Genomic DNA, 21,746 nt, shown 5'->3' on the forward strand with positions numbered 1-21,746 from the left:
AGGTCCAGCAACACACGGCGAAATTCATCACCGGCTCGACCATGCGGCATGTGATCGTCATGACGGCCACGGGCTCTATCGGCCTCGTTTCGGTCTTCATCGTCGATGGATTGAACCTGTTCTACATTTCACTGCTCGGCGTGGAGGAACTGGCGGCAGCGATCGGCTTTGCCTCCACCCTGCTTTTCTTCACGCTCTCCATCGGGATCGGCCTGACGATTGCCTGCGGCGCACTGGTGTCGCGCGCGCTCGGCAAAGGCAACCGGGACGAAGCCGCGCAGATGGGCGGCGCGGCGATGGTGTTCATGGGCCTCACCAGCACGGCCATGAGCATTGCCGCATGGCCATTCCTGCGCGAGTTGAATGCGCTTTTGGGTGCGACCGGCAAAACGCTGGAACTTTCGACGCTCTTCCTCCAGATCGTGCTTTTCTCCACACCGGTCATGGCACTCGGCATGTGCGCAAGCGGCATCCTGCGGGGCACGGGCGATGCGCGGCGCGCCATGTATGTAACGCTCGGCAGCGGCGTGGCGGCGGCAATCTTCGATCCGATCCTCATCTTCGGCTTCGGGCTCGGACTGGAAGGCGCGGCAATCTCCACCGTCCTGTCGCGCTTCGTGATGCTCGCCATCGGCATATATGGCGCGCACCGCATACACGGGCTGATGCGCTTGCCGGACTGGGAAAGACTGCGGCAGGCGTTCCGTCCGTTCTTCGCCATCGGCCTGCCGGCGGTGCTGACCCAGCTCGCCACGCCGGTCGGCAATGCCTATGTGACAGCGGAAATCGCCGTCTTCGGAGACCAGGCGGTCGCCGGCTGGGCCATCATCGGCCGCATCGTGCCGGTGGCGTTCGGCGTGATCTTTTCGCTATCGGGCGCGGTCGGCCCCATCCTCGGCCAGAATTTCGGCGCGCACAAATATGACCGTCTGGTCACGACCATGCGCGACAGCCTTGTCTTCACTGTGGCCTATGTGCTGGCGGTGTGGGCGCTGCTGGCGATCTTCGCGCATCCGATCGCCGACATTTTCGGCGCTCAGGGACTGGCGCGCGAGCTGATCGTATTCTTCTGCTTCTTCGCGGCCGGCAGCTTCCTGTTCAACGGCGCGATCTTCGTTTCCAGCGCGGCCTTCAACAATCTCGGCTATGCGACCTATTCGACCGTATTCAACTGGGGTCGTTCGACGCTCGGCATTATTCCGTTCGTCTGGGCCGGCGCGCATTTCTACGGCGCAAAGGGCGTCATCGCCGGCTGGGGTCTCGGCGCCATCGTCTTCGGCGTGATCTCCATGATGGTGTGCTTCCGCGTCGTACGCTCGCTGGCCAGCCAGCCGGTCGCGCCCGGAATTGAGGACGTGCCGCAATTGCCGCCCTCCGCGCAATCGCCCTTCTCCACGGGCAAGGCAGCTACCGCGCCACAGCCGGGGCCGTAGAAGTATCGGCTGCAAAGATCATGCGTTCGAGCGTCTCTGGTTTCCGCGCAGAAGCGCTTCCACGGCGTGCTTGAGTTCATCCTTTATCGGGGCCGTTTCGGCCAGCACCGCGTCGACTTTCAGGAAATCGAGGGAACGGAAGCGCGACACCGGCGGACGCAGGAGAATGTCGGGCTGGCTGTGCTCCAGCTTCCCGGCGATGATCGACTGCATCATGATCTGGGTCGCGCCGAACATGACGTCGACGGCTCCCAGCTTGCCATTGCCGTTTTCGGTCGGCACGCCGACCACATCCACGGCAATCACGAAATCGGCCGTGTTTTCGAGCAGGTCAAAGGGAACCGGATTGTAGATGCCGCCATCGATCAACAGCCTGCCGTCACGGCGCACCGGCGCGAAGACGGCGGGAATAGCGGCAGAAGCTGCCAGCGCCGAAAGCAGCTCGCCCTCGCGAAACACCGCCAGTTCATGGCCGAAATAGTCGGTTGCCGTCACGGCCAGCGGGATCGCCAGCTTCTCGAACGATTCCGGAATCTGCTCCGGCAGAAAGGCGCGCAGGATGCGCTCGATGTTGAACTGGCTGACCTTGATCCCGGCTTCCACCATTTCAGACAGAGTGCCGGGACGCGCCCGCCACATCCTGCTGGCAACTTCGGAATGCCTGGCCAGGATGCCGTGTGCATAGTCATGGATCTCGCGGCCCGACATGCCCGCCGCCATGGCCGCCCCCATGATCGCGCCGATGGATGAGCCGGCGATCACCACGGGGCGAATGCCAAGCTCGTCCAGAGCCTCGATGACATGGATATGTGCGAGGCCGCGTGCTCCGCCGCCACCAAATGCGACAGCGAAGCTCGCACTCATCCCTTGTGCCCCGCATCGCTGATTGCGGTCGGCCCCGGCCCGATGATCAGCACAGAGGGATCGGCCGCAAGCAGCTTGCGAGCGGCGGCCTTGGTATCTTCCAGCGTCACCGCATTGATGAGATCGCCACGACGCTGCATGTAGTCGATGCCGAGGTCCTCGAGCTGCAATTGCACCAGCGTAGCGGCCACCGCTCCCGACGAATCCAGATTGTTGATGGCGTAGGAGCCGATCAGATATTTCTTGGCATCCGCCAGTTCTGTCGCGGTGGGTCCTTCGTCCGCCATCTTCTTCACCACGTCGCGAATGATCTCCAGCGTTTCGCCCGCCTTGTCGGCCCGCGTCGAGGTATCGATGCTGAGCGCCGAGGCGTGGTCGTAATTCACCAGCGACGACGAGATGCCGTAAGCCAGTCCACGCTTTTCCCGAACCTCGTCGAAAAGGCGCGAACTGAACGTACCGCCGCCCAGAATCTGATTCATCAGCACCGTGCTGAAGAATTCCGGATTATTGCGGGCAACGCCGGGATAGACAAGCTGTATGCTGGTCTGCGGCAGAGGATAGTCGACATGCACGTGCTGGCCGAGCTTCGGCTGAATGTCGGCAACCGGCGTCAGGCTCGGCTTTTCCGGCAGATCGCCGAACAGCTTGTCGAGATCGGCCTTCAGCGTTTCGGCATCGATCGCGCCGACCACAGCCACAGTCAGCTTCTCGCGGGCGAACAATGCCTTATGCAGGGCGCGCAGATCGTCCGCGGTGATCGTATCCAGCGTCTGCTCGGTCCCCTCGCTACGACGCGCATAGGGATGGTTGCCATACAGGGCCTCGGACCATTTGAGCTCAGCCGCCTGCTTGGGATCGCGCGCGCTGGCGAGGATGCCGGACACGATCTGACCGCGCACGCGATCCAGCGGCGCCTTGTCGAAGCGTGGCTCGTTGATCGCCATGCGCATCAGGTCCAGCCCTTCGTCCTTCCGGTCGGCCAGCAGCCGCATCGATCCGTAGAGCGTGTCACGTCCCGCGCTGAAGCGCATTTCGGCGCCCGCATCGTCCAGCCTGGCCTGGAAGGCCTCGCTGTCGAGCTTGCCCGCTCCTTCGTCGAGCAACCCGGTCATGAGATTGGTGAGGCCTTCCTTGCCGGCCGGATCCTGCGTGGTACCGCCCGCAAAGGCAAAATTCATGGCGACGATCGGGACCGAATAGTCCTCGACCAGCCAGGCGGTGACGCCGCTCGACGACTTCACTTCCTGGATCTTCATATCCGCATAAGCGGGATCGAGGCCCTGGAACGTGATGAGGATGAACGAGAGCATCGCGGCGGCAGCAACCGCCGTTTGCCTGGCGCGTGTAGCAAAATTCAAGGTCATGGACTTTCCGATCAGTTGGCCGGGACGCTCGTGGCCGGAGCATCGGCTGAAACATCCCCCTCGGACTCGGCATCCTGCGCTGCCGGCTTGGCCGCAGGAGCCTGCGCGGCCAGTTCCGGCGTACCCTTCGCCTTCGGCAGCAGATAGCCCGTCACGGAAATCTCCGGTCGCAGATACTTGGCGGCAACGGCCTGCACCTGCTCGGCGGTGACTGCCCGAATTCTTTCGGGCCACGCCTGCACGTCCTGGACCGTGCTGCCGGTGGTCAGCGCAGCGCCGAACATATTGGCCATGCTCGACTGCCTGTCGCGTGCAAAGACCATGCCGCGTACATAGCGGTTCTTGGCCTTATCCAGTTCGTCTGCGTTGACGCCGTCCTTGACGATGCGGGCGATCTCGGTATCGACAGCGGCCTGCACCTTGTCGAGACTGTCTTCGCCGCGCGGCGAGCCGTAGACCGTGAAGGTGGTGTCATCGAGCGAGGTGCCATCATAGAAGGCGCCGGTATCGGAAGCCAGGCCCGTCTTGACGATGAGCTGCTGGTACAGCCGGCTGCGCATTCCGCCGCCGAGGATTTCCGACAACAGGTCCAGCGCTTCCGCTTCGCCGTTCTGCGAACGGTGGTAGGAGGGCACGACCCACTGCCTGGAGAAGCTCGGCACCGTCACCCGCTCGTCGGTCATCGTGACAGTGCGCGAGGTCTTCTGGCGCGGTTCGGTCGGGCGCTCGCGCGCCGGCAGCGCCGGGCCGCGCGGAACCTTGCCATAGGTCTTCTCGGCAAGTTCGCGCATCTTTTCAGGCGTCACGTCGCCGGCCACGACCAGCACGGCATTGTTGGGCGCATAGTAGCGCTTGTAAAAGTCGGTCGCTTCCTCGCGGTTCAACTGCTCCATCTCGTGCATCCACCCGATGACCGGAATGCGGTAGGGATGGTTCTGATAGAGCGTGGCCTGCACTTCCTCGCTCAGCAGCGCCTCGGGGCTGCCTTCGATGCGCATGCGGCGCTCTTCGAGGATGACATTGCGCTCCGGCACGATGACATCATCGGTGAGGATGAGATTGTGCATGCGGTCGGCCTCGAAATCCATCATGGTTTCAAGCGCATCGGGCGCCACGGTCTGGTAGTAGGCCGTGTAGTCATAAGACGTGAACGCGTTCTCGCTGCCGCCGATCTCCGCCACCTTGGCGCTGAATTCGCCGGCCTTGTGATTGGTCGTGCCCTTGAACATCAGGTGTTCGAAGAAATGGGCAATACCCGACTTGCCTGCCGGCTCGTCGGCGCTGCCTATCTTGTACCAGACCATATGCGTCACGATCGGCGCGCGATGGTCGGGGATGACAACAACCTCCATGCCGTTGTCGAGCGTGAAGTCGGCAACAGGCGATGGGTTCCTGGCTTCGGCAAAAGCTGGAAGTGCGGCAATGGCGAGCACCATCGCCAGCACGACAGCAAGCATGTTGCCGGCGCGCCGGTTTGCCCAACCGGTTTCGAATGTCATCGATGGCTCCTTGGCTTCTCGTTATTTCGGGATTCCGGTCCCCACTAGCAATACGGATATAGGTATCCGGATGGCATTTCGGAAAAGCTCGGGCGTTTAATTGCAAATGAAAAAGGCCGAAACTGGACTACGACGCGGAAAAAACGCGCGCTTGACGGGGAAAATCGTCGCAGTCTCGCCCGCACGCGTGGAACGCTTTCCACCGCCGGTAGCGGATTTCAGGTTCTGGTAGAGTTCAGCGCCTCAAGCCACGAATAAGACGGCGCTTCTGGAAAAGATCACCTCGGTTCGATCAGCCGTATGATCGTGTCGCCATAGCCGCGTTCATCGATGATGACAAAGTCCGCGCCCGGATCGAACGACACGGAGGCCGTCTCTTCCACCACGCACAGCGCATTTTCCGCCAGCCAGCCGCCATCCAGAGCCGAGCGCAGCGCGGCTTCGCCAAACCCCTTGCCATAGGGCGGGTCGGCGAAGACGAGCCCGAAGGGCTGGACCGTTCCTGCCGGGCCGAGGCGGGTGGCGTCGCGCCGGAAAATCTTGGTGCGACCGGTGAGGCCGAAGGCCTCGACATTGGCGCGGATCAGGCCGCGTCCTTCCGTCGACTCTTCCACGAACATGCAAAAGGCTGCGCCGCGCGACACGGCTTCCAGCCCCAGTGCACCGGTGCCGGCGAACAGGTCGAGCACCCGCGCGCCTTCCAGGCGGTCACCGAAGCGATGCGCCAGCACATTGAACAGCGCCTCGCGGGTGCGATCCGTGGTCGGGCGGATGGAGTTGCTGCGTGGCGTGGCCAGCGGCCGGCCGCGAAACTCACCGCCGACGATCCGCATTGCCCTTGCCCCCGCGTGAACCGGACGGACGATCACCGCCGCCGCGTGGCCCCTTGCCCCCGTCACCTTCACGACGCGGCTTGCCGAAGCCCGACTTGCCGCCGCCGGGCTTATCGAAGAACGGCTTGCCATGATGCGGTTTGGCAGATTTGCGCGCCGGCGCTTCCGCCTTGTCTGCTCCGGCATTGCCCTTGCCGATCGGACGCGCGCCGGGTGCCATCCAGACATTGGCCTTTCGCTGCCCCGGCGCCTCGAAGGAGCGGCCGCCATGTTCGCCCGGCTTCTCTGCGCGCTTGAACTTGCCGCCGCGATCCGGGCGCTCACCCCGCTCCTGCCCAAAGCTGCGATCCGGCTTCGTCTGCAACCGGTCGCGCATGTCTTCGCGATGGCGCTCCTGCTCGCGCTTGCGATTGCGCTTGATCAGTCCGCCCTCGCCGATCTCCAGCGGCCGTGGCCCGCGCGGCGCCCTGGCTGGTGCTTCGCCCTCGGGCCTGGCAGTCTCCCTGCGTACCGGCTTGTTGGAAAACGGCTTGATGATGTCGGCGTCGAAATTCGCGCCGGCTTCCTCGATCAGGCGCTCTCCGAGCTGGTCGCGCAGCGTGCGGCCGCTCAGTTCCTGCACATGACCTTCCGGCAACTCGCCAAGCTGGAACGGGCCATAGGAAATGCGGATCAGCCGCGTCACGGTCAGGCCGAGCGCACCGAGGATGTTCCTCACCTCCCGGTTCTTGCCTTCGCGCAGACCGAGGGTAAGCCATGCATTGGTGCCCTGCTCCCGATCGAGCGAAGCCTCGACGGAACCGTAGAAGACGCCATCGACGGCAATACCTTCCTTCAGTCCCGCAAGCTGCTTTTCATCGACCTTGCCGTGAACGCGCGCCCGGTAGCGGCGCAGCCAGCCCGTGGCCGGCAGTTCCAGCACGCGCGACAAGCCGCCGTCATTGGTGAGCAGCAAAAGCCCCTCAGTGTTGATGTCGAGGCGGCCGACCGTCATCAGGCGCGGCAGGTCGGCCGGCAGTATGTCGAAAACGGTCTTGCGGCCTTCCGGGTCGCGATTGGTGGTGACCACGCCGGCCGGCTTGTGGAACAGGAACAGCCGCGTACGCTCGACCGGCGGAATGACCTGATCGTCGAGTTCGATGCGATCCTGCGGCATGACATTGAAGGCCGGCGAAGTCAGAACCTGTCCGTTGACGCGCACGCGGCCGGCGGCGATCAGTTCCTCCGCATCCCGCCGCGAGGCGATGCCGACACGCGCCAGGCGTTTGGCGATGCGCTCTCCCGGAGCCTCTTCCACCGCATTGGCGCGCTCGAAAGGCTTGCGCGGACCACTGCCGTGCCGGGCTGCCTGCGGCTTGCCGCCTTCCGGACGCCGGCGTCCTTCGAAGCCACCCTCGCGCTTCGGATGCGAGCGCTCGAACTGCGGACGCTCCCGGCGGGCGTCTTCATTGCGGTTCTCGCGGGAAAATTCCCTGCCCTGCGCGCCTTCCCGTTCGGCACGGCCGGGACGCGGGCCAGTCCGCTTTTCGTAAGGCTTGCCCTCGAAACGCGACGGCTTGCGAAAGCCGCCTTCGCCGTCTTCGCGCGGGCGGTCGTCGCGAGAGAAATCGCGCCTTGGCCGCTCGGAGCCCGTGGCTTCATCGCGCCGCTGGAAGCGCGGCTTGTCGCCGGCATCGCGTTCACCGCGCTTGCCGAAGGGCTTTGCCCCTTCGGCGCGTGGCTTGCCCGCGAATCCCGGCTTGCCGCCCTTGCGCGGCGCGCCGCTACCGCCGCGTGCACCGCCTGCCTTGAAGCCGCCTTTACGCGGAGATTTTTTATGATCGTCGTCCATGTGGCATTTGCCTTTCCGGGGCGGTAGATAACAGGAACACTTGTCGGTTGCGAGGGAATAACAGCTTGAAACGACCGGATTTCATGGCGCTTGCGCTTGCCGAGGCAAAAGCGGCCGCGGACCGTGGCGAAGTGCCGGTCGGGGCAGTCCTCGCCAATGGCCACGCGGTCGTCGCCAGTGCCGGCAATCGCACCCGCGAACTCAACGACCCGACCGCTCATGCCGAAATGCTGGTCATCCGCGAAGCTTCGAAAAAACTGTCGTCCGAACGACTGACCGGCCTCGACCTCTATGTAACGCTGGAGCCTTGCACCATGTGCGCGGGCGCCATTTCCTTTTCCCGCATCCGCCGCCTTTATTATGGCGCGGCCGATGAAAAAGGCGGCGCAGTGGTCAATGGCGTCAGGTTCTTCACCTCACCCACCTGCCATCATGCGCCCGATATCTATCCGGGCATAGCCGAATGCGATGCCGCGGCACTGCTCAAGGACTTTTTTCAGGCCCGCCGCGAACCATAGGCCACGGTACCTGCTTTTTACCCTACCAGGGAAGGATATCGCGCCAGCTGCCCTTCTTGCCTGCAGCAGCTTTCAGGCGGCGCTCCTTCTTGTATTCATCTTCGCCGATATCGCCAGACGGCGCACTCGCGGACGGCTGGCGATAATCCAGCGGCGGTTCGCTGAGATATTTGCGAACAGTAGGATTGCCCTGCCGTGTCTCGGCAAGACGCTTGTTGAACGCCTCGCGCTGGTCCCGCTCCATGCCGGGCTTGCCAAGACCCGAATCCTGCGTGCGCTGCGAAACACCGAGCGGCAGGGATCTGGCCGAAGACGGCGCATTCAGGTCTCCCTGGATTTCCGGCTCCCAGCCCGGATTGTCACGATTGGCCGTCGCTTCGGCGCGCATGCGGGAACGGCGCTGTTCCGGCGATTCGGGCCATGCGCTGTTGCTGGCCGTCACGATATTCTCCTGCGGCGCTGGAAGATTGAGCTTTTCGCCCGGCTTGGGCCTCACCAACTCAGGTCGCGGCTTATAGTCGATCTTCTCGCGGTTCTTCGGCGCGACCGACAGGATTCCGGTGACGTCGCCGACAAGCTGCTCGGTCGAGGTCTTGTCCGTTCCGTAGGTTGGCGAACTCACACAGCCAGACACAGCAAGGCCGGAGGCCACGAGCGCCAGCAGGGCAACCCGCGCGCGCGTCTTTTCAGTCATGCCAGAAAATTTCACCGCAAACCGCCTCTCGCTTTCGCCGAATTCCGGACTGGCGTCCGGCTATCCCCGCATCCTCATCTGATGGGAATCCGGCGACAATTTGTCGGCCGGAATTCCGGCTTTTAACGCAAGCGCCCCCGAAGGGCAACGACCGCCGCCGCTGCCCTTTCCGATTCGGTTTGCTCAAAGCCTGCCCAGCGCTTCCAGTTCGTGCAGCGCAGCGGCATCGCGCGCCGACACATCCGGGAAGGCCGCGTCGGAGCCGACATCGGCGGTGTAGCGCCATGAGCGCGCGCATTTGCGCAGGCCCTTGCCTTCCGCCTTTTCCACCACGACGGCTACGCCCGGCACCTCGCGCAGCGTGAAGGCACCGGCAGGTGCGGCCTCGCGCGACACGGTAAGATCGCTGGTGATGCTGATCTCGGCCATGTCGATGCCGTCGAGCGCCGATGCCAGCGTTTCATCGGCGATGTAGACGACCGGAACCGCCTCCAGCGAAGAGCCGATGGCCTTGCTGGCCCGCTCCAGCTCGAGCGCGCCCGTGACCACGCCGCGCACCTGGCGGATCTTGCGCCACTTCTCGGCCAGCGCCTCGTTCCGCCAGTCGGCCGGCACGTCACGGAACTGCTCCAGATGCACCGATTCGCACGCCGGATAGCGCTCGAGCCAGGCTTCCTCGGTGGTGAAAGGCAGCATCGGCGCCAGCCATGTCACCAGACGGTCGAACAGATGGCGCACCACCTGCATGGCCGCCTTGCGGCGCTTGCTCGACGGCGCGTCGCAATAGAGCGCGTCCTTGCGGATGTCGAAGTAGAAGGCTGACAGCTCCACCACCATGAAATCGACGAGCGCGCGCGTGATACGCTTGAACTCGAACGCGTCGTAACCGGCACGCACGGTCTCGTCGAGCTCGGCCAGACGGTGCAGCATCAGCCGCTCCAGCTCCGGCATCTCGGCCACTGGCACATCTTCGCCCTCGTCATGGGCGAGCGTGCCGAGCATCCAGCGGATGGTATTTCTCAGCTTGCGATAGGCGTCGATATTGGTCTGCAGCACGTTCTTGCCGAGGCGCTGGTCTTCCCAATAGTCGGTCGTCACCACCCACAGGCGCAGAATGTCGGCGCCGGACTGCTTGATGACGTCCTGCGGTACCACCGTGTTGCCGAGAGACTTCGACATCTTGCGGCCATCCTCGTCCATGGTGAAACCATGGGTGACGACGGCATTGTAGGGCGCGCGGCCGCGCGTGCCGCAGCTTTCCAAGAGCGAGGAATGGAACCAGCCGCGATGCTGGTCGGAGCCTTCGAGATAAACATCGGCCGGCCATTTCAGGTCGGGGCGATCCTCCAGCGTGAAGGTGTGGGTGGAGCCGGAATCGAACCAGACGTCGAGGATATCCATCACCTGCGTCCATGGCTCGTCGGCACGGCTGCCAAGGAAGCGCTCGCGCGCGCCTTCGGCGAACCAGGCATCGGCGCCCTCCTTCTCGAAGGCTTCGAGAATACGAGCATTGACCTCATCATCGACCAGCACCGTGCCATCCGCGTCAGCGAAGATCGCGATCGGAACGCCCCAGGCGCGCTGGCGCGAAAGCACCCAGTCCGGACGCTCCTCGATCATGGAGCGCAGGCGCGTCTGGCCGGCGGCCGGCACGAAACGAGTGTCGTCGATAGCCTTCAACGCGCGCGAGCGCAGCGTAGTCGCGTCGCCGAGTTCCTTGTCCATGTAGACGAACCACTGCGGCGTGTTGCGGAAGATCACCGGCTTCTTGGAGCGCCAGCTATGCGGATAGCTGTGCTTCAGACGGCCGCGCGCAAACAGCATGTTGCGCCTGATCAGCTCTTCGATGACCGCCTTGTTGGCATCGCCCTTCTTGCCGTGATCGTCGATGACGCGCGCAGCCCCACCCTCGCGATCCGGGCCGAAGCCCGGCGCATCCTTGGTGAAATAGCCGGCATCGTCCACCGTGAACGGCAGGCGCGTGTCGATGCCGCGTTTTTCGAGCGCGGCGGCGGCATCCATCCAGGCGTCGAAGTCCTCGCGGCCGTGGCCGGGCGCGGTGTGCACGAAGCCGGTGCCGGCATCATCAGTGACATGCTCGCCCGCCAGCATCGGCACAGGGAATTCATAACCGCCACCAAAACCTTCCAGCGGATGGGAAAGCGTCAGGCTGCCAAGCTCATCGGAGGAAACATCGAAAAGACGGTTCAACGTGACCTTGGCCTTGGCGGAGGCTTCCTCGGCCAGCGCATCGGCAAAGATCAGCTTTTCGCCGGGCTGCGGGCCGTAGTCGTTCTCGGCTGCCGTCACCTCGTAGAGGCCATAGCCGATGCGCGGCGAATAGTTCACGGCGCGGTTGCCGGGGATCGTCCACGGCGTCGTCGTCCAGATGACGACACAGGCATTCAGCAGGTCGGGGCGAAAATCGACCTTGCCGCGCGAGGCCGCAGCGGCGTCAGCATCGGCCGGAACCTCGAGCTTCATGACCGGGAACTTCACCCAGATCGTATCTGACTCGTAGTCCTGATATTCGACCTCGGCCTCGGCGAGCGCCGTACGCTCCACCACCGACCACATCACGGGCTTGGAGCCGCGATAGAGCTGGCCCGACTTGGCGAATTTCAGCAGTTCGCCCGCGATGCGTGCCTCGGCATGGAACGCCATCGTCGTATACGGGTTCTCGAAGTCACCGATGACGCCGAGCCGCAGGAACTCTTCCGTCTGCACACCGATCCAGTGCGCGGCAAAGTCGCGGCATTCCTGACGAAATTCGTTGACCGGAACCTCATCCTTGTTCTTGCCGGCGGCGCGGTATTTTTCCTCGATCTTCCATTCGATCGGCAGGCCGTGGCAATCCCAGCCCGGCACATAGTTGGAATCGTAGCCGCGCATCTGGAACGAGCGGGTGATGACGTCCTTCAGCACCTTGTTCAGCGCGTGGCCGATATGGATGTTTCCGTTGGCATAGGGCGGGCCGTCATGCAGCACGAACTTCTCGCGCCCGGCCGCACTTTCGCGCAGGCGCTTGTAGAGGTCCATCTTCTGCCAGCGGGCAACCGTCACCGGCTCCTTCTCGGGCAGGCCGGCGCGCATCGGAAATTCCGTCTGCGGCAGATAGAGGGTCTTGGAGTAATCGAGTTTTTCGGACGTATCAGTCATTGTCTTGCCATCGGATTGCCCGGCGAAGCCGCAACGGGCGTGCAACTATTATATCGGGGGAGCGCCGGCGGCGCACAGGCAAACATCCCGGACTTTCAGGCGGCGTCAGGCCACCCGGAAGGCCGGGCCTGTAATTCGTATAGCAATCGCGAAGACAGGCGCGAAACATCTCATGGCCGCGCTTTTAATGGAGCCGGACAGGAGAATAAAGCCCATAATGCGCTTCGCAACGCCGTCACATGGTGAAATCGAAGCGATAAGTGCCCGAAACACCGAGCATGAACTGGTTCGGCGAGCCGCGTTCCCGCACAAGGCTCGAATCCTTCGCCGGCCCCAGGAGTCTCCTGTATTCGCTGAACGCGCTGGTCGTTATCTTCTCGGTCGTCTTCCAGGTCACCGCGCCGCCGACGCCGATCGAGGTCAGGCCGCTCTCAGGAGTGTATGCGCCAAGGCCCGAGCGCGCAGCTTCATCTGCCGAAACACCGTAATATGCGTCCAGATATTTGGCTGACCCGAACGACAGGCGCGGACCACCGGAAATCCGCACGTCGGGCGTGACGTCCTGGAAGGCGTCGACATAGATGTCGCCCACGACGCCGCTGTGAGAGCGGATGCCATGGCGCACCTCACCGCGGACGCGCAGCCAATCGGTCGGATAAACTTCCGCGAAAACGCCGACTTCAGCGCCCCACTTCACCGGATCCAGTCCCTTCAGTTCGTCTGCGTCGCCATCGTCGCGGCCGAAGACGATCTTGCCCACCGGACCGGCACGCAGCGTTCCGGCCTCGAACAGGGCAAAGGACATATTGTCGTTGCGGGAGGAAAAACGCGTGAACGACCCCGCCCGCCCCAGAGAAATCAGGGGAGATGCCGTGAAAACGGAACTCTTCGAGCCCTCGAACCTGGGGGCAATAAAGCCTGCTGCGCCGACCGTAAGATACCAGTCGCCACTGAACCAGTTTTCGGCCGAAGCCCGCACGGTGGAGAAGCCCAGCATCATGGTCGCAGCAACAGCTGCCGCCAGCCGGCAATAGGAAATCGTCATTACGCGCACACTCTCGAACACAACCGCCCGTTGATCGGAGCAGTGCGGCACGTTTGGTAAAATTTGATTTAAACCGGAAGCTTCCGGGCGATCTTTATCAACCCGGCCAACGATTTAGGTCTCTGGACGAAATGAAGAACGCGCGCTACCTTTCGCGACAGGCGGTTCGCTGGAATTTGTTTATTCATCACCATGGAGGTGACGACTATGACTTTGAATTCCGATATGCCCGACGATTTCAAAAAAGCTATCAGTGAAACACGGACCAAATGGGGCTGGTTCGTAGTGCTTGGAATATTGCTGCTGATCTTCGGTGGTATTGCTTTCGGCAATCTTTTCGTAGCCACCATCGCTTCCGTCTATGTCATCGGCATCCTGATGCTGATCGGCGGCATAGTCGAGATCATCCACTCCTTCGGGGTGAAAACCTGGGGCAGCTTCTTCTGGTGGTTCCTCAGCGGCCTGCTTTATGCCGTGGCGGGCTTCCTGGCCTTCTACAACCCGCTGTTGGTTTCGGTGGTGCTGACCTTCCTGCTTGCGGTCAGCCTGATCGCGGCCGGCGTCCTTCGCTTGTGGGTCGGCCTTTCCGATCGCACGGCGCCGGGCTGGGGCTGGGTTGTCGCGGCTGGCGTGGTGACGATCCTGGCGGGCCTGATCATCGCCTTCAGATGGCCTGTCAACAGCCTGTGGGTGCTGGGTTTGTTCCTGGCAATCGACCTGATTTTCCAGGGCTGGTCCAACATCGCCTTCGGCCTGGCCCTGCGGAACGCGCCGCCGCTAGAAAGCAAGAGCGCCGTCTAGCGGCGACAACGGCCTGACACCGGCGAGCAGCGCGCGCGCCTCCTGCTCGTCGCGCTGCATCTGCGCGACGAGGGCATCCAGCCCGTCGAATTTCACCTCGCCGCGCAGATAGCCGAACAGGGAAACCCGGCACGACTGGCCGTAAAGATCCCCCGAAAAATCGAACAGGAAGGTTTCGAGCAGCGGCGCGCCATTGTCGTCCACGGTGGGGCGGCGGCCGAAGCTCGCCACGCCGTCATGCAGCATGCCGTCCTGGCGGCGGAAGCGGACGGCATAGATGCCGTGTTTCAGCCCGCAACTGTCGGGCAGCGCCATGTTTGCGGTTGGAAAGCCCAGCGTGCGGCCAAGCTGCTTGCCACGCGTCACCTCTGCCTCGACCGTGTAGCGATAGCCGAGCAGCCCGGCCGCCTCGGCCACCTCGCCCTCGCACAACAGCCCGCGAATGCGGCTCGACGAAACGATTTCGGCCCCCTCGTCGCGGTACGGGTCCACCAGCGTCACACCAAAGCCGTGGCGCTCGCCGGCTTCCATCAGGAAAGCCGGGCCACCTTGCCGGTTCTTGCCGAAATGGAAGTCGAAGCCAGTCACCGCATGGCTGATGCCGAGATCGGCATCAAGAATATCGGTGACGAAGCGGTCGGCATCCAGAGAAGCGAATTCGCGATTGAAGGGCTGCTCCACGACCGCCGCGAAGCCGAGTTCGGCCAGAAGGCGCGCCTTCATGGGCGCTGGCGTGAGCTGGAACAGGGGCACGTCCGGCCGGAACACCGCCCGCGGATGCGGATCGAAGGTCAGTACCAGAGCCGGAACGCCCCGCTGGCGGGCCTCTTCGAGCGCGCGCCCCAGCACCGCCTGATGGCCGCGATGGACACCGTCGAAATTGCCGATGGCAACGACGCCGCCGCGCAATGAAGCCGGCAGCCTGTCGGAACCCGGGACGCGCTGGAAATATTGGCTCATGGACGTTTTTACCGAAGCCGTGGGATCACCGCTACAGGCCGATGCCCGTGCTTTTCGAGAAACTCCGAGAGAAGCTCAAGATCGGGGGCCTGCGGATTGCCGTAATCTGCGGCATGGACGCCGCCGGAGACGTAAAGCACATCCAGCCCGTTGTCTGCCGCGCCTTTGATGTCGGTCAGCATACCGTCGCCGATGCCAAGCGATTCTTCGGTGGAAACCTCCCGGCCAAGCACCTCTGAAGCGGCATTCAGCGCGGCCACATAGATCGGGCGATGCGGCTTGCCCGAGATCAGGGTACGCCCGCCAAGCTGGGTGTAGTCGCGCGCCAGCGCGCCGGCACACCAGATCAGCCTGTCGCCGCGCTCGACCATGATGTCGGGATTGGCGCAGATGAAGGGCAGGTTGCGCGAGCGCAGCCGCATCAGCAGTTCCGCATATTCCTCCGGCGTCTCGGTCTCGTCGTCGAACAGGCCGGTGCAGACCACGGCATCCGCCTCGAACTCCTCGACCAGTTCGCAATCGATGCCGTCATAGATGACCTCGTCGCGCTCCGGCCCGAGATGGAACAGTTTGCGCGGCGCCTGGCGAATCAGGTCGCGCGTCACGTCGCCGGACGTGACGATGCGGTCCCAGGCGTCCTGCGGCACGCCGAGCGCTGCAAGCTGCGCTTCGACACCGTCGCGCGGGCGCGGCGAATTGGTGATGAGGACGACGGCCAGCCCTTTTTGCCGCGCACGTCTCAGAGCTTCGGCAGACTCCGGGAAAGCATCGACGCCATTGTGAAGCACGCCCCACACGTCGCAAAGAATGGCGGCGTAGCGGTCGGTGACGACATCCAGCGATCCGATCATCTCGGGCGATCCCGTCATGGCATTTCCTTCTGTGGCTGTGCGGGGATGGACGAGGCGGCGAGCTAATGGCCATGGGAATTAGCCGAAGCGGCGCACCATGTCACCACCTTTCAGGTCCCCTCCCCGGCCATCAGCCGCGGCGGCCTGCCGTTCATCAATCCATATGAGCGGCAGGAGCACCCCCGGCAGGGGCCATCCTTGGCTTGCGCAGCAGCAGGGCAAGCGGAATGGCGCACAGCGTCACGATCATCATCAGCTTGAAGTCGTTGACATAGGAAATCATCATCGACTGCTGGGTGACCAACCCATCGACCTGCGCCAGCGCGGTCGGATCGCCAGTGGCCGCGCCCGGAGACATTTCCAGAAGGTTCGGATTGAACGGCGTGATGTTGCCGATCAATTCGGAATGGTTGATCGCCGTGTTGCGCGTCAGCAGCACCGTCACCACCGAAATGCCGATCGAGGAGCCGATATTGCGCACGAGGCTGAAAAGGCTCGTCGCATCCGTGCGGAAACGGGCGTCCAGCGTGGCGAACGCGACCGTGGACAACGGCACGAAGACCAGCCCGAGCCCCAGGCCCTGCACGATGCCGGACATGATGATGAGGTGCGAGTCCATCTGCGGCGAGAAGCCGGACATGGTGTAGAGCGACTGCGCCGTCAGCAGCAATCCCGTCACGACAAGGATGCGCGCGTCGATGATGCGGACCAGGCGCCCCACCATCAGCATCGAGATCATCGTGCCGACGCCGCGCGGCGCCATGACGAGGCCGGTCGTGATCGTCGGATAATTGAACAGCGTCGACAGCATCGGCGGCAACAGCGCAAGGCTCGCCAGCAGGATAACGCCGATGACGAAGATGAAGACCAGGCCGGTCACGAAATTCCGGTCCTTGAATATCTTCGGGTCGATGAACGGATTTTCCGCCGTGGCGATATGGATGACGAACACCCAGAAGCCGATGAGCGAGAGACCGAGTTCGATCCAGATTTCCACCGCCGAGAACCAGTCGACCTCCGCGCCGCGATCGAGCATGAGCTGCAGCGCGCCGACGCCGAGGCTCAGCATGGCGAAGCCGAAGAAATCGAAGCCGCGCAGGCGTCTGGCGATAGCCGGCAGATAGGCCGCCGAGCCGAGGAAGGCGATGATGCCGACCGGCAGGTTGATGAAGAACACCCAGCGCCAGTTGAAGCTCTCAGTCAGCCAGCCGCCAAGCGTCGGGCCGATGATAGGGCCGACCATGATGCCGGCGCCCCACAGCGCCATTGCCTGGCCGTGGCGTTCCCTCGGATTGATGTCGAGCAGGAAGGTTTGCGAGAGCGGCACGATGGCCGCGCCAAACACGCCCTGGAGCAGGCGGAAGAGCACCATGCTCTCCAGGCTCCATGACACACCGCAGGCCATGGATGTAATGGTGAAGCCCACCACGGAAGTGAGGAAGAGTTGCTTGCGCCCGAATCTGTCCGACAGCCAGCCGGTCAGCGGCGTCATGATCGCCGCCGCGACGATATAGGAAGTCAGCACCCAGTTGATGGTGTCGGCCGATGCCCCCAGATCGCCCACCATCGAAGGCAATGCGACATTGGCGATGGTGGTGTCGAGCACCTGCATGACTGTCGCAAGCATGATCGACACCGTTATGAGCCCGCGATGCGGGACGTCGGTGTGGGACGTCGGGGTCATTGAATGGGACCTGTGGTCGGGCGCCCCTCATGTGGACGACGGACGCCTGCTTGAATTACTTGCTCGGGTTGTCCGATGCCACCGCACTCGACAGCAGGCCCGGAAGGCCACGGGTGACGCCGGTATCGACCGAAACGGTGGCGCTCATGCCCGTGCGCAGGGCCACGTCGAGATTGCTGGCGTCGATCTTGAGGCGAACGGGAATGCGCTGCGTAACCTTCACCCAGTTGCCGGTGGCGTTCTGCGCCGGCAGCAGCGAGAACTCGGCACCCGTGCCCGCACCGATCGCCTCGACAGTGGCCTTGATCGGATGGTTCGGATAGGTGTCCAGCGTGATGTCGGCCTCCTGGCCGGGCTTCATGTTGGTGAGCTGGGTTTCCTTGAAATTTGCATCGACCCAGACGTCGTCGGATTCGACGAGGCTGAACAGCGGCGTGCCGACGCCGACGAACTGGCCGACCTTGAACGAAGAGGCTTGCGCGACCACGCCGTCCGCGGGAGCGCGAACCGTCGTCTTTTCCAGCGCATAGGCGGCACTGTCGCGAGCTGCGAGCGCCGCCAGAACTGACGGGTGCTTGTCGGTCTCGATATCGGGATCGCCGCCGAGGGCAGCCAGCGCGCTGGCGACACCCTGAACCGCGGCGGCATGTTCATCCTGCGCCTTGGTCAGATCACGCCTGGCCTCGTCCAGCGTGGATTCGGAATTGATGCCGCGCTTCACCAGTGCCGCCGCGCGATCGTACTGTGACTGATAATAGGTCACGTCGTTGGACGTCACCCGTTCCTGCGCCAGCGCCTGGCTGTAGGCGGCACGAAGCTGCTCGACATTGAGGCGGGCGGCCGCCAGCGACGCTTCGGCCTGTGCCAGCGTTATGCGGTAGGGCTCGGGATCGACCACGAACAGGACGTCGCCCTGCTTGACCAGCTGATTTTCGGCAATGTTGACGCTGGTGACCCGTCCCGCTTCCTGGGAGGCGATCGACACCTTGGCCTGCCGCAAGTTGGCGTTCTCGGTCTCCTGGTAGCGTCCGCCGGTAACCCAGACATAGCCGCCGCCGACAACCAGCACCAACGGCAGCGCGATCATCAGGAAGGTGCGGCCCAGCTTGCGCTTGCGCCGGGGTGCCGGTGCCGGCTCTGCTTGAGGTGCAACGTTTACCGGAGGCGAAAGCTTGTCTGCTTCCACCTCCGTCACCTCATCCTTGACTTTGGAAACGGCATTCATGCTGCACCCTTTTTCATTGCCTGTTGCTGGCACGGCACTTCGCCGTCCGAAAGATTGTCCACTAACGTCATCAGGCCTCGGATCAGCGTTTGCCGCTCTGCAGTCGACAATCCCGTCAGTGCCTGTTCAAAAACCTCGCCGGCCACACCCTTGATCGCCTCGAAGGCCTGCCGGCTCTTGTCGGTCGGAAAGATCAGCCGCACGCGGCGGTCGTTCAGATCCTGCCTGCGCTCGATCCAGCCCCCTTCCTCCATGCGATCCAGCAAGCGCGAAACGCTGATAGGCTCGACTTCGAGCAATTCAGCCAGCCTTGCCTGGGTAACGCCTTCGCTCTTGACCACACGCACCAGCAGGCGCCATTGCGCCGACGACAACCCGTGCCGGCTGCCAAGCGCTTCGAAGCGCTTGCGCATCAACCGGGCTGCATCGTGGATGAGAAAACCTAGTCTGTCCGTACCGTCCAAATTCATGAGCGGCATATATTATAAGCGTGCTTACCATTCAAGCGAGCCGAGACGGGCCTCGCAATTTTGTGATGAGTGAAATTCGATTTTCCACAACCGCGGCAAAGCCTGCAGATAACGGGCCTCGACGGCTGTCACTTTGCTCCCCGTTGGCATTAAATGCGTTGCCGATCTTCGCGCATGGTTAACGGAACGCGCTTTTATGCTCCGCACGCGGAAATTCCCTGTGCCTGTGAAGCAGGGCCCGGCTAAACTGTTTGCGAACGGTGGCCGCATATTTCACGGCAGGCGCCCCATCGCGTAACTGAAAAATCCGGACAAGCCATTTTTGCAGCCGGTATGAAGCGCCGCAGTTCTTGACTCCGCAAAGTGTCCAGCTTATTTCAGCCGGCGTTAGCACTCATCCCAAGCGAGTGCTAACGCAGTCCGGTGACCCGGACGGAGGAATCGTTTCAACATCCGCATCAAGGATAAACCAAAATGGCAAAGTCGAAGTTCCGCCCGCTTCATGACCGCGTGGTCGTTCGTCGGGTTGAGTCCGAGGAAAAGACCGCCGGCGGCATCATCATCCCCGACACCGCCAAGGAAAAGCCGCAGGAAGGCGAAGTCATCGCCGTCGGCTCTGGCGCCCGTGACGAAGCTGGCAAGCTGGTCCCGCTGGATGTCAAGGCAGGCGACCGCGTCCTGTTCGGCAAGTGGTCGGGAACCGAAGTCAAGCTCAATGGCGAAGACCTTCTGATCATGAAGGAATCCGACATCATGGGCATCATCGGCTAATCGGCCACCGTTCCCACATCATCTGAGTTTTCGGGCGCAACGCCCAATCCAGGAGCTTAAACATGGCTGCTAAAGAAGTAAAATTCTCCCGTGATGCCCGCGAGCGCATGCTGCGCGGCGTCAACATCCTCGCCGACGCGGTGAAGGTCACGCTCGGCCCCAAGGGCCGCAACGTCGTCATCGACAAGTCGTTCGGCGCCCCGCGCATCACCAAGGACGGCGTCTCCGTCGCCAAGGAAATCGAGCTGGAAGACAAGTTCGAGAACATGGGCGCGCAGATGGTCCGCGAAGTCGCTTCGAAGACCAACGACATCGCCGGTGACGGCACCACCACCGCGACCGTTCTGGCCCAGTCCATCGTTCAGGAAGGCCACAAGGCCGTTGCCGCCGGCATGAACCCGATGGACCTGAAGCGCGGCATCGACCTCGCCGTTGCCGACGTCGTCGCCCAGCTCGCCAAGGCCACCAAGAAGATCAAGACTTCGGAAGAAGTCGCTCAGGTCGGCACCATCTCTGCCAATGGCGAGAAGGAAATCGGCGAAATGATCGCCCACGCCATGCAGAAGGTCGGCAACGAGGGTGTCATCACCGTCGAGGAAGCCAAGACCGCCGAGACCGAACTCGAAGTCGTCGAAGGCATGCAGTTCGACCGCGGCTACCTGTCGCCCTACTTCGTCACCAACCCGGACAAGATGGTTGCCGAGCTGGAAGACGCCTACATCCTTCTCCACGAGAAGAAGCTCTCCAACCTGCAGGCCATGCTGCCGGTTCTGGAGGCCGTCGTGCAGACCTCCAAGCCGCTGCTCATCATCTCGGAAGACGTCGAAGGCGAGGCTCTGGCCACGTTGGTCGTCAACAAGCTGCGTGGCGGCCTGAAGATCGCCGCCGTCAAGGCTCCGGGCTTCGGTGATCGTCGCAAGGCCATGCTGGAAGACATCGCCATCCTCACCGGTGGTCAGGTCATCTCCGAAGACCTCGGCATCAAGCTCGAGAGCGTCACGCTCAACATGCTCGGCCGCGCCAAGAAGGTGTCGATCTCCAAGGAGAACACCACCATCGTCGACGGTGCCGGCAAGAAGGGCGAGATCCAGGGCCGCGTTGCCCAGATCAAGCAGCAGATCGAAGAGACCACTTCGGACTACGACAAGGAGAAGCTCCAGGAGCGTCTCGCCAAGCTCGCTGGCGGCGTTGCCGTCATCCGCGTCGGCGGTGCGACTGAAGTCGAAGTGAAGGAAAAGAAGGACCGCGTGGACGACGCCCTCAACGCGACCCGCGCTGCCGTCGAGGAAGGCATCGTTGCTGGCGGCGGCACCGCCCTGCTCCGCGCGTCGGCCAACCTCAAGGCCAAGGGCGAGAATGCCGACCAGGAAGCTGGCGTGAACATCGTTCGCCGCGCTCTGCAGGCTCCGGCTCGCCAGATCGCGACCAACGCGGGTGACGAAGCTTCGATCGTCGTCGGCAAGATCCTCGAGAGCAAGTCCTCGACCTACGGCTACAACGCCCAGACCGGCGAGTTCGGCGACATGATCCAGAACGGCATCGTGGACCCGACCAAGGTCGTCCGCACCGCTCTGCAGGACGCAGCTTCGGTTGCCGGCCTTCTGGTCACCACCGAGGCCATGATCGCCGAAGCTCCGAAGAAGGACTCCGCCGGCGGCATGCCGGCCGGCATGCCCGGTGGCATGGGCGGCATGGGCGGCATGGATTTCTAATCCGGCCTCTCGGCTCGAACTTACGGAAA

General features: G+C 63.1%; 18 protein-coding genes. 5 read left to right on the top strand and 13 right to left on the bottom strand.

Annotated elements, in window-relative coordinates:
* Positions 1-41: 41 nt before the first annotated feature.
* On the top strand, positions 42-1,433 hold the full coding sequence (locus C7441_RS20185; protein WP_109614407.1) for an MATE family efflux transporter: 1,392 nt from the start codon (positions 42-44) through the stop codon (positions 1,431-1,433).
* A gap of 18 nt (positions 1,434-1,451) precedes the next feature.
* On the opposite strand, the gene C7441_RS20190 is transcribed toward C7441_RS20185, so the two are convergent.
* The 5 genes from C7441_RS20190 to C7441_RS20210 form a co-directional block, all read right to left on the bottom strand.
* Positions 1,452-2,297 (bottom strand): patatin-like phospholipase family protein, encoded by an 846-nt coding sequence (locus C7441_RS20190; protein WP_109614408.1) that lies wholly within the window; start codon positions 2,295-2,297, stop codon positions 1,452-1,454.
* On the bottom strand, positions 2,294-3,664 hold the full coding sequence (locus tag C7441_RS20195; RefSeq protein ID WP_109614409.1) for a M16 family metallopeptidase: 1,371 nt from the start codon (positions 3,662-3,664) through the stop codon (positions 2,294-2,296). The genes C7441_RS20190 and C7441_RS20195 overlap by 4 nt, the downstream gene beginning before the upstream one ends.
* 11 nt (positions 3,665-3,675) lie before the next feature.
* Complete coding sequence (locus tag C7441_RS20200; RefSeq protein WP_109614410.1) at positions 3,676-5,163, bottom strand: M16 family metallopeptidase; 1,488 nt, start codon at positions 5,161-5,163, stop codon at positions 3,676-3,678.
* A 278-nt stretch (positions 5,164-5,441) separates the two neighbouring features.
* On the bottom strand, positions 5,442-5,996 hold the full coding sequence (rsmD, locus tag C7441_RS20205) for a 16S rRNA (guanine(966)-N(2))-methyltransferase RsmD (RefSeq protein ID WP_109614411.1): 555 nt from the start codon (positions 5,994-5,996) through the stop codon (positions 5,442-5,444).
* Positions 5,977-7,827 (bottom strand): pseudouridine synthase, encoded by a 1,851-nt coding sequence (locus tag C7441_RS20210; RefSeq protein ID WP_109614412.1) that lies wholly within the window; start codon positions 7,825-7,827, stop codon positions 5,977-5,979. The genes rsmD and C7441_RS20210 overlap by 20 nt, the downstream gene beginning before the upstream one ends.
* 65 nt (positions 7,828-7,892) lie before the next feature.
* Here C7441_RS20210 and C7441_RS20215 point away from each other — a divergent pair, with 65 nt between their 5' ends.
* Entirely contained in the window at positions 7,893-8,345 is a 453-nt protein-coding gene (locus C7441_RS20215) for a nucleoside deaminase (RefSeq protein ID WP_109614413.1), read from the top strand.
* A 22-nt stretch (positions 8,346-8,367) separates the two neighbouring features.
* Here C7441_RS20215 and C7441_RS20220 read toward each other — a convergent pair whose 3' ends face one another.
* The 3 genes from C7441_RS20220 to C7441_RS20230 form a co-directional block, all read right to left on the bottom strand.
* Positions 8,368-9,039 carry a hypothetical protein gene (locus tag C7441_RS20220; protein WP_109614414.1) on the bottom strand — a complete coding sequence of 224 codons (672 nt, stop codon included), beginning with the start codon at positions 9,037-9,039 and terminating at the stop codon, positions 8,368-8,370.
* A gap of 183 nt (positions 9,040-9,222) precedes the next feature.
* Positions 9,223-12,198 (bottom strand): isoleucine--tRNA ligase, encoded by a 2,976-nt coding sequence (ileS, locus tag C7441_RS20225; protein ID WP_109614415.1) that lies wholly within the window; start codon positions 12,196-12,198, stop codon positions 9,223-9,225.
* A gap of 235 nt (positions 12,199-12,433) precedes the next feature.
* The gene (locus tag C7441_RS20230; protein WP_109614416.1) at positions 12,434-13,243 is read right to left on the bottom strand and encodes a MipA/OmpV family protein; all 810 of its coding nucleotides are present in this window, start codon (positions 13,241-13,243) and stop codon (positions 12,434-12,436) included.
* 198 nt (positions 13,244-13,441) lie between these two features.
* On the opposite strand from C7441_RS20230, the gene C7441_RS20235 reads away from it, so the two are divergent.
* A complete protein-coding gene (locus C7441_RS20235; protein ID WP_425280400.1) occupies positions 13,442-14,044 on the top strand; it encodes an HdeD family acid-resistance protein in 603 nt (200 codons plus the stop codon).
* On the opposite strand, the gene C7441_RS20240 is transcribed toward C7441_RS20235, so the two are convergent.
* The 5 genes from C7441_RS20240 to C7441_RS20260 all read right to left on the bottom strand — a co-directional run bounded on the left by C7441_RS20240 (position 14,021) and on the right by C7441_RS20260 (position 19,234).
* Positions 14,021-15,004, bottom strand: coding sequence for a bifunctional riboflavin kinase/FAD synthetase (locus C7441_RS20240; RefSeq protein ID WP_109614417.1), 984 nt, complete (start codon positions 15,002-15,004; stop codon positions 14,021-14,023). The two genes, C7441_RS20235 and C7441_RS20240, sit on opposite strands and share 24 nt — an antisense overlap.
* Positions 15,005-15,012: 8 nt before the next feature.
* On the bottom strand, positions 15,013-15,873 hold the full coding sequence (locus C7441_RS20245; RefSeq protein ID WP_019173603.1) for a TIGR01459 family HAD-type hydrolase: 861 nt from the start codon (positions 15,871-15,873) through the stop codon (positions 15,013-15,015).
* 136 nt (positions 15,874-16,009) lie between these two features.
* A complete protein-coding gene (locus C7441_RS20250) occupies positions 16,010-17,539 on the bottom strand; it encodes a DHA2 family efflux MFS transporter permease subunit (RefSeq protein WP_109614418.1) in 1,530 nt (509 codons plus the stop codon).
* Between the two features lie 55 nt (positions 17,540-17,594).
* A complete protein-coding gene (locus C7441_RS20255) occupies positions 17,595-18,764 on the bottom strand; it encodes an HlyD family secretion protein (protein ID WP_109614419.1) in 1,170 nt (389 codons plus the stop codon).
* Positions 18,761-19,234 carry a MarR family winged helix-turn-helix transcriptional regulator gene (locus C7441_RS20260; protein WP_170125208.1) on the bottom strand — a complete coding sequence of 158 codons (474 nt, stop codon included), beginning with the start codon at positions 19,232-19,234 and terminating at the stop codon, positions 18,761-18,763. The genes C7441_RS20255 and C7441_RS20260 overlap by 4 nt, the downstream gene beginning before the upstream one ends.
* A gap of 474 nt (positions 19,235-19,708) precedes the next feature.
* Between C7441_RS20260 and groES the strand changes: the two genes are divergently transcribed.
* Positions 19,709-20,005, top strand: a complete 297-nt coding sequence (gene groES / locus C7441_RS20265) for a co-chaperone GroES (RefSeq protein ID WP_019173599.1) — start codon at positions 19,709-19,711, stop codon at positions 20,003-20,005.
* A gap of 62 nt (positions 20,006-20,067) precedes the next feature.
* Positions 20,068-21,717, top strand: a complete 1,650-nt coding sequence (gene groL / locus C7441_RS20270; protein ID WP_109614421.1) for a chaperonin GroEL — start codon at positions 20,068-20,070, stop codon at positions 21,715-21,717.
* Positions 21,718-21,746 lie beyond the last annotated feature (29 nt).

Source organism: Pseudaminobacter salicylatoxidans (assembly GCF_003148475.1).
GTDB lineage: Bacteria > Pseudomonadota > Alphaproteobacteria > Rhizobiales > Rhizobiaceae > Pseudaminobacter > Pseudaminobacter salicylatoxidans.

What these genes read in the sequence shown, in the direction of transcription:
- C7441_RS20185 (WP_109614407.1), top strand. Translation starts at nt 42, where the DNA reads ATGCGGCATGTGATCGTCATGACGGCCACGGGCTCTATCGGCCTCGTT.
- groL (WP_109614421.1), top strand. Translation starts at nt 20,068, where the DNA reads ATGGCTGCTAAAGAAGTAAAATTCTCCCGTGATGCCCGCGAGCGCATG.
- rsmD (WP_109614411.1), bottom strand. Translation starts at nt 5,996, where the DNA reads ATGCGGATCGTCGGCGGTGAGTTTCGCGGCCGGCCGCTGGCCACGCCA.
- ileS (WP_109614415.1), bottom strand. Translation starts at nt 12,198, where the DNA reads ATGACTGATACGTCCGAAAAACTCGATTACTCCAAGACCCTCTATCTG.
- C7441_RS20210 (WP_109614412.1), bottom strand. Translation starts at nt 7,827, where the DNA reads ATGGACGACGATCATAAAAAATCTCCGCGTAAAGGCGGCTTCAAGGCA.
- C7441_RS20195 (WP_109614409.1), bottom strand. Translation starts at nt 3,664, where the DNA reads ATGACCTTGAATTTTGCTACACGCGCCAGGCAAACGGCGGTTGCTGCC.
- C7441_RS20240 (WP_109614417.1), bottom strand. Translation starts at nt 15,004, where the DNA reads ATGAGCCAATATTTCCAGCGCGTCCCGGGTTCCGACAGGCTGCCGGCT.
- C7441_RS20190 (WP_109614408.1), bottom strand. Translation starts at nt 2,297, where the DNA reads ATGAGTGCGAGCTTCGCTGTCGCATTTGGTGGCGGCGGAGCACGCGGC.
- C7441_RS20260 (WP_170125208.1), bottom strand. Translation starts at nt 19,234, where the DNA reads ATGAATTTGGACGGTACGGACAGACTAGGTTTTCTCATCCACGATGCA.
- C7441_RS20250 (WP_109614418.1), bottom strand. Translation starts at nt 17,539, where the DNA reads ATGACCCCGACGTCCCACACCGACGTCCCGCATCGCGGGCTCATAACG.
- C7441_RS20200 (WP_109614410.1), bottom strand. Translation starts at nt 5,163, where the DNA reads ATGACATTCGAAACCGGTTGGGCAAACCGGCGCGCCGGCAACATGCTT.
- C7441_RS20230 (WP_109614416.1), bottom strand. Translation starts at nt 13,243, where the DNA reads ATGACGATTTCCTATTGCCGGCTGGCGGCAGCTGTTGCTGCGACCATG.
- C7441_RS20245 (WP_019173603.1), bottom strand. Translation starts at nt 15,873, where the DNA reads ATGACGGGATCGCCCGAGATGATCGGATCGCTGGATGTCGTCACCGAC.
- C7441_RS20220 (WP_109614414.1), bottom strand. Translation starts at nt 9,039, where the DNA reads ATGACTGAAAAGACGCGCGCGCGGGTTGCCCTGCTGGCGCTCGTGGCC.
- C7441_RS20255 (WP_109614419.1), bottom strand. Translation starts at nt 18,764, where the DNA reads ATGAATGCCGTTTCCAAAGTCAAGGATGAGGTGACGGAGGTGGAAGCA.
- groES (WP_019173599.1), top strand. Translation starts at nt 19,709, where the DNA reads ATGGCAAAGTCGAAGTTCCGCCCGCTTCATGACCGCGTGGTCGTTCGT.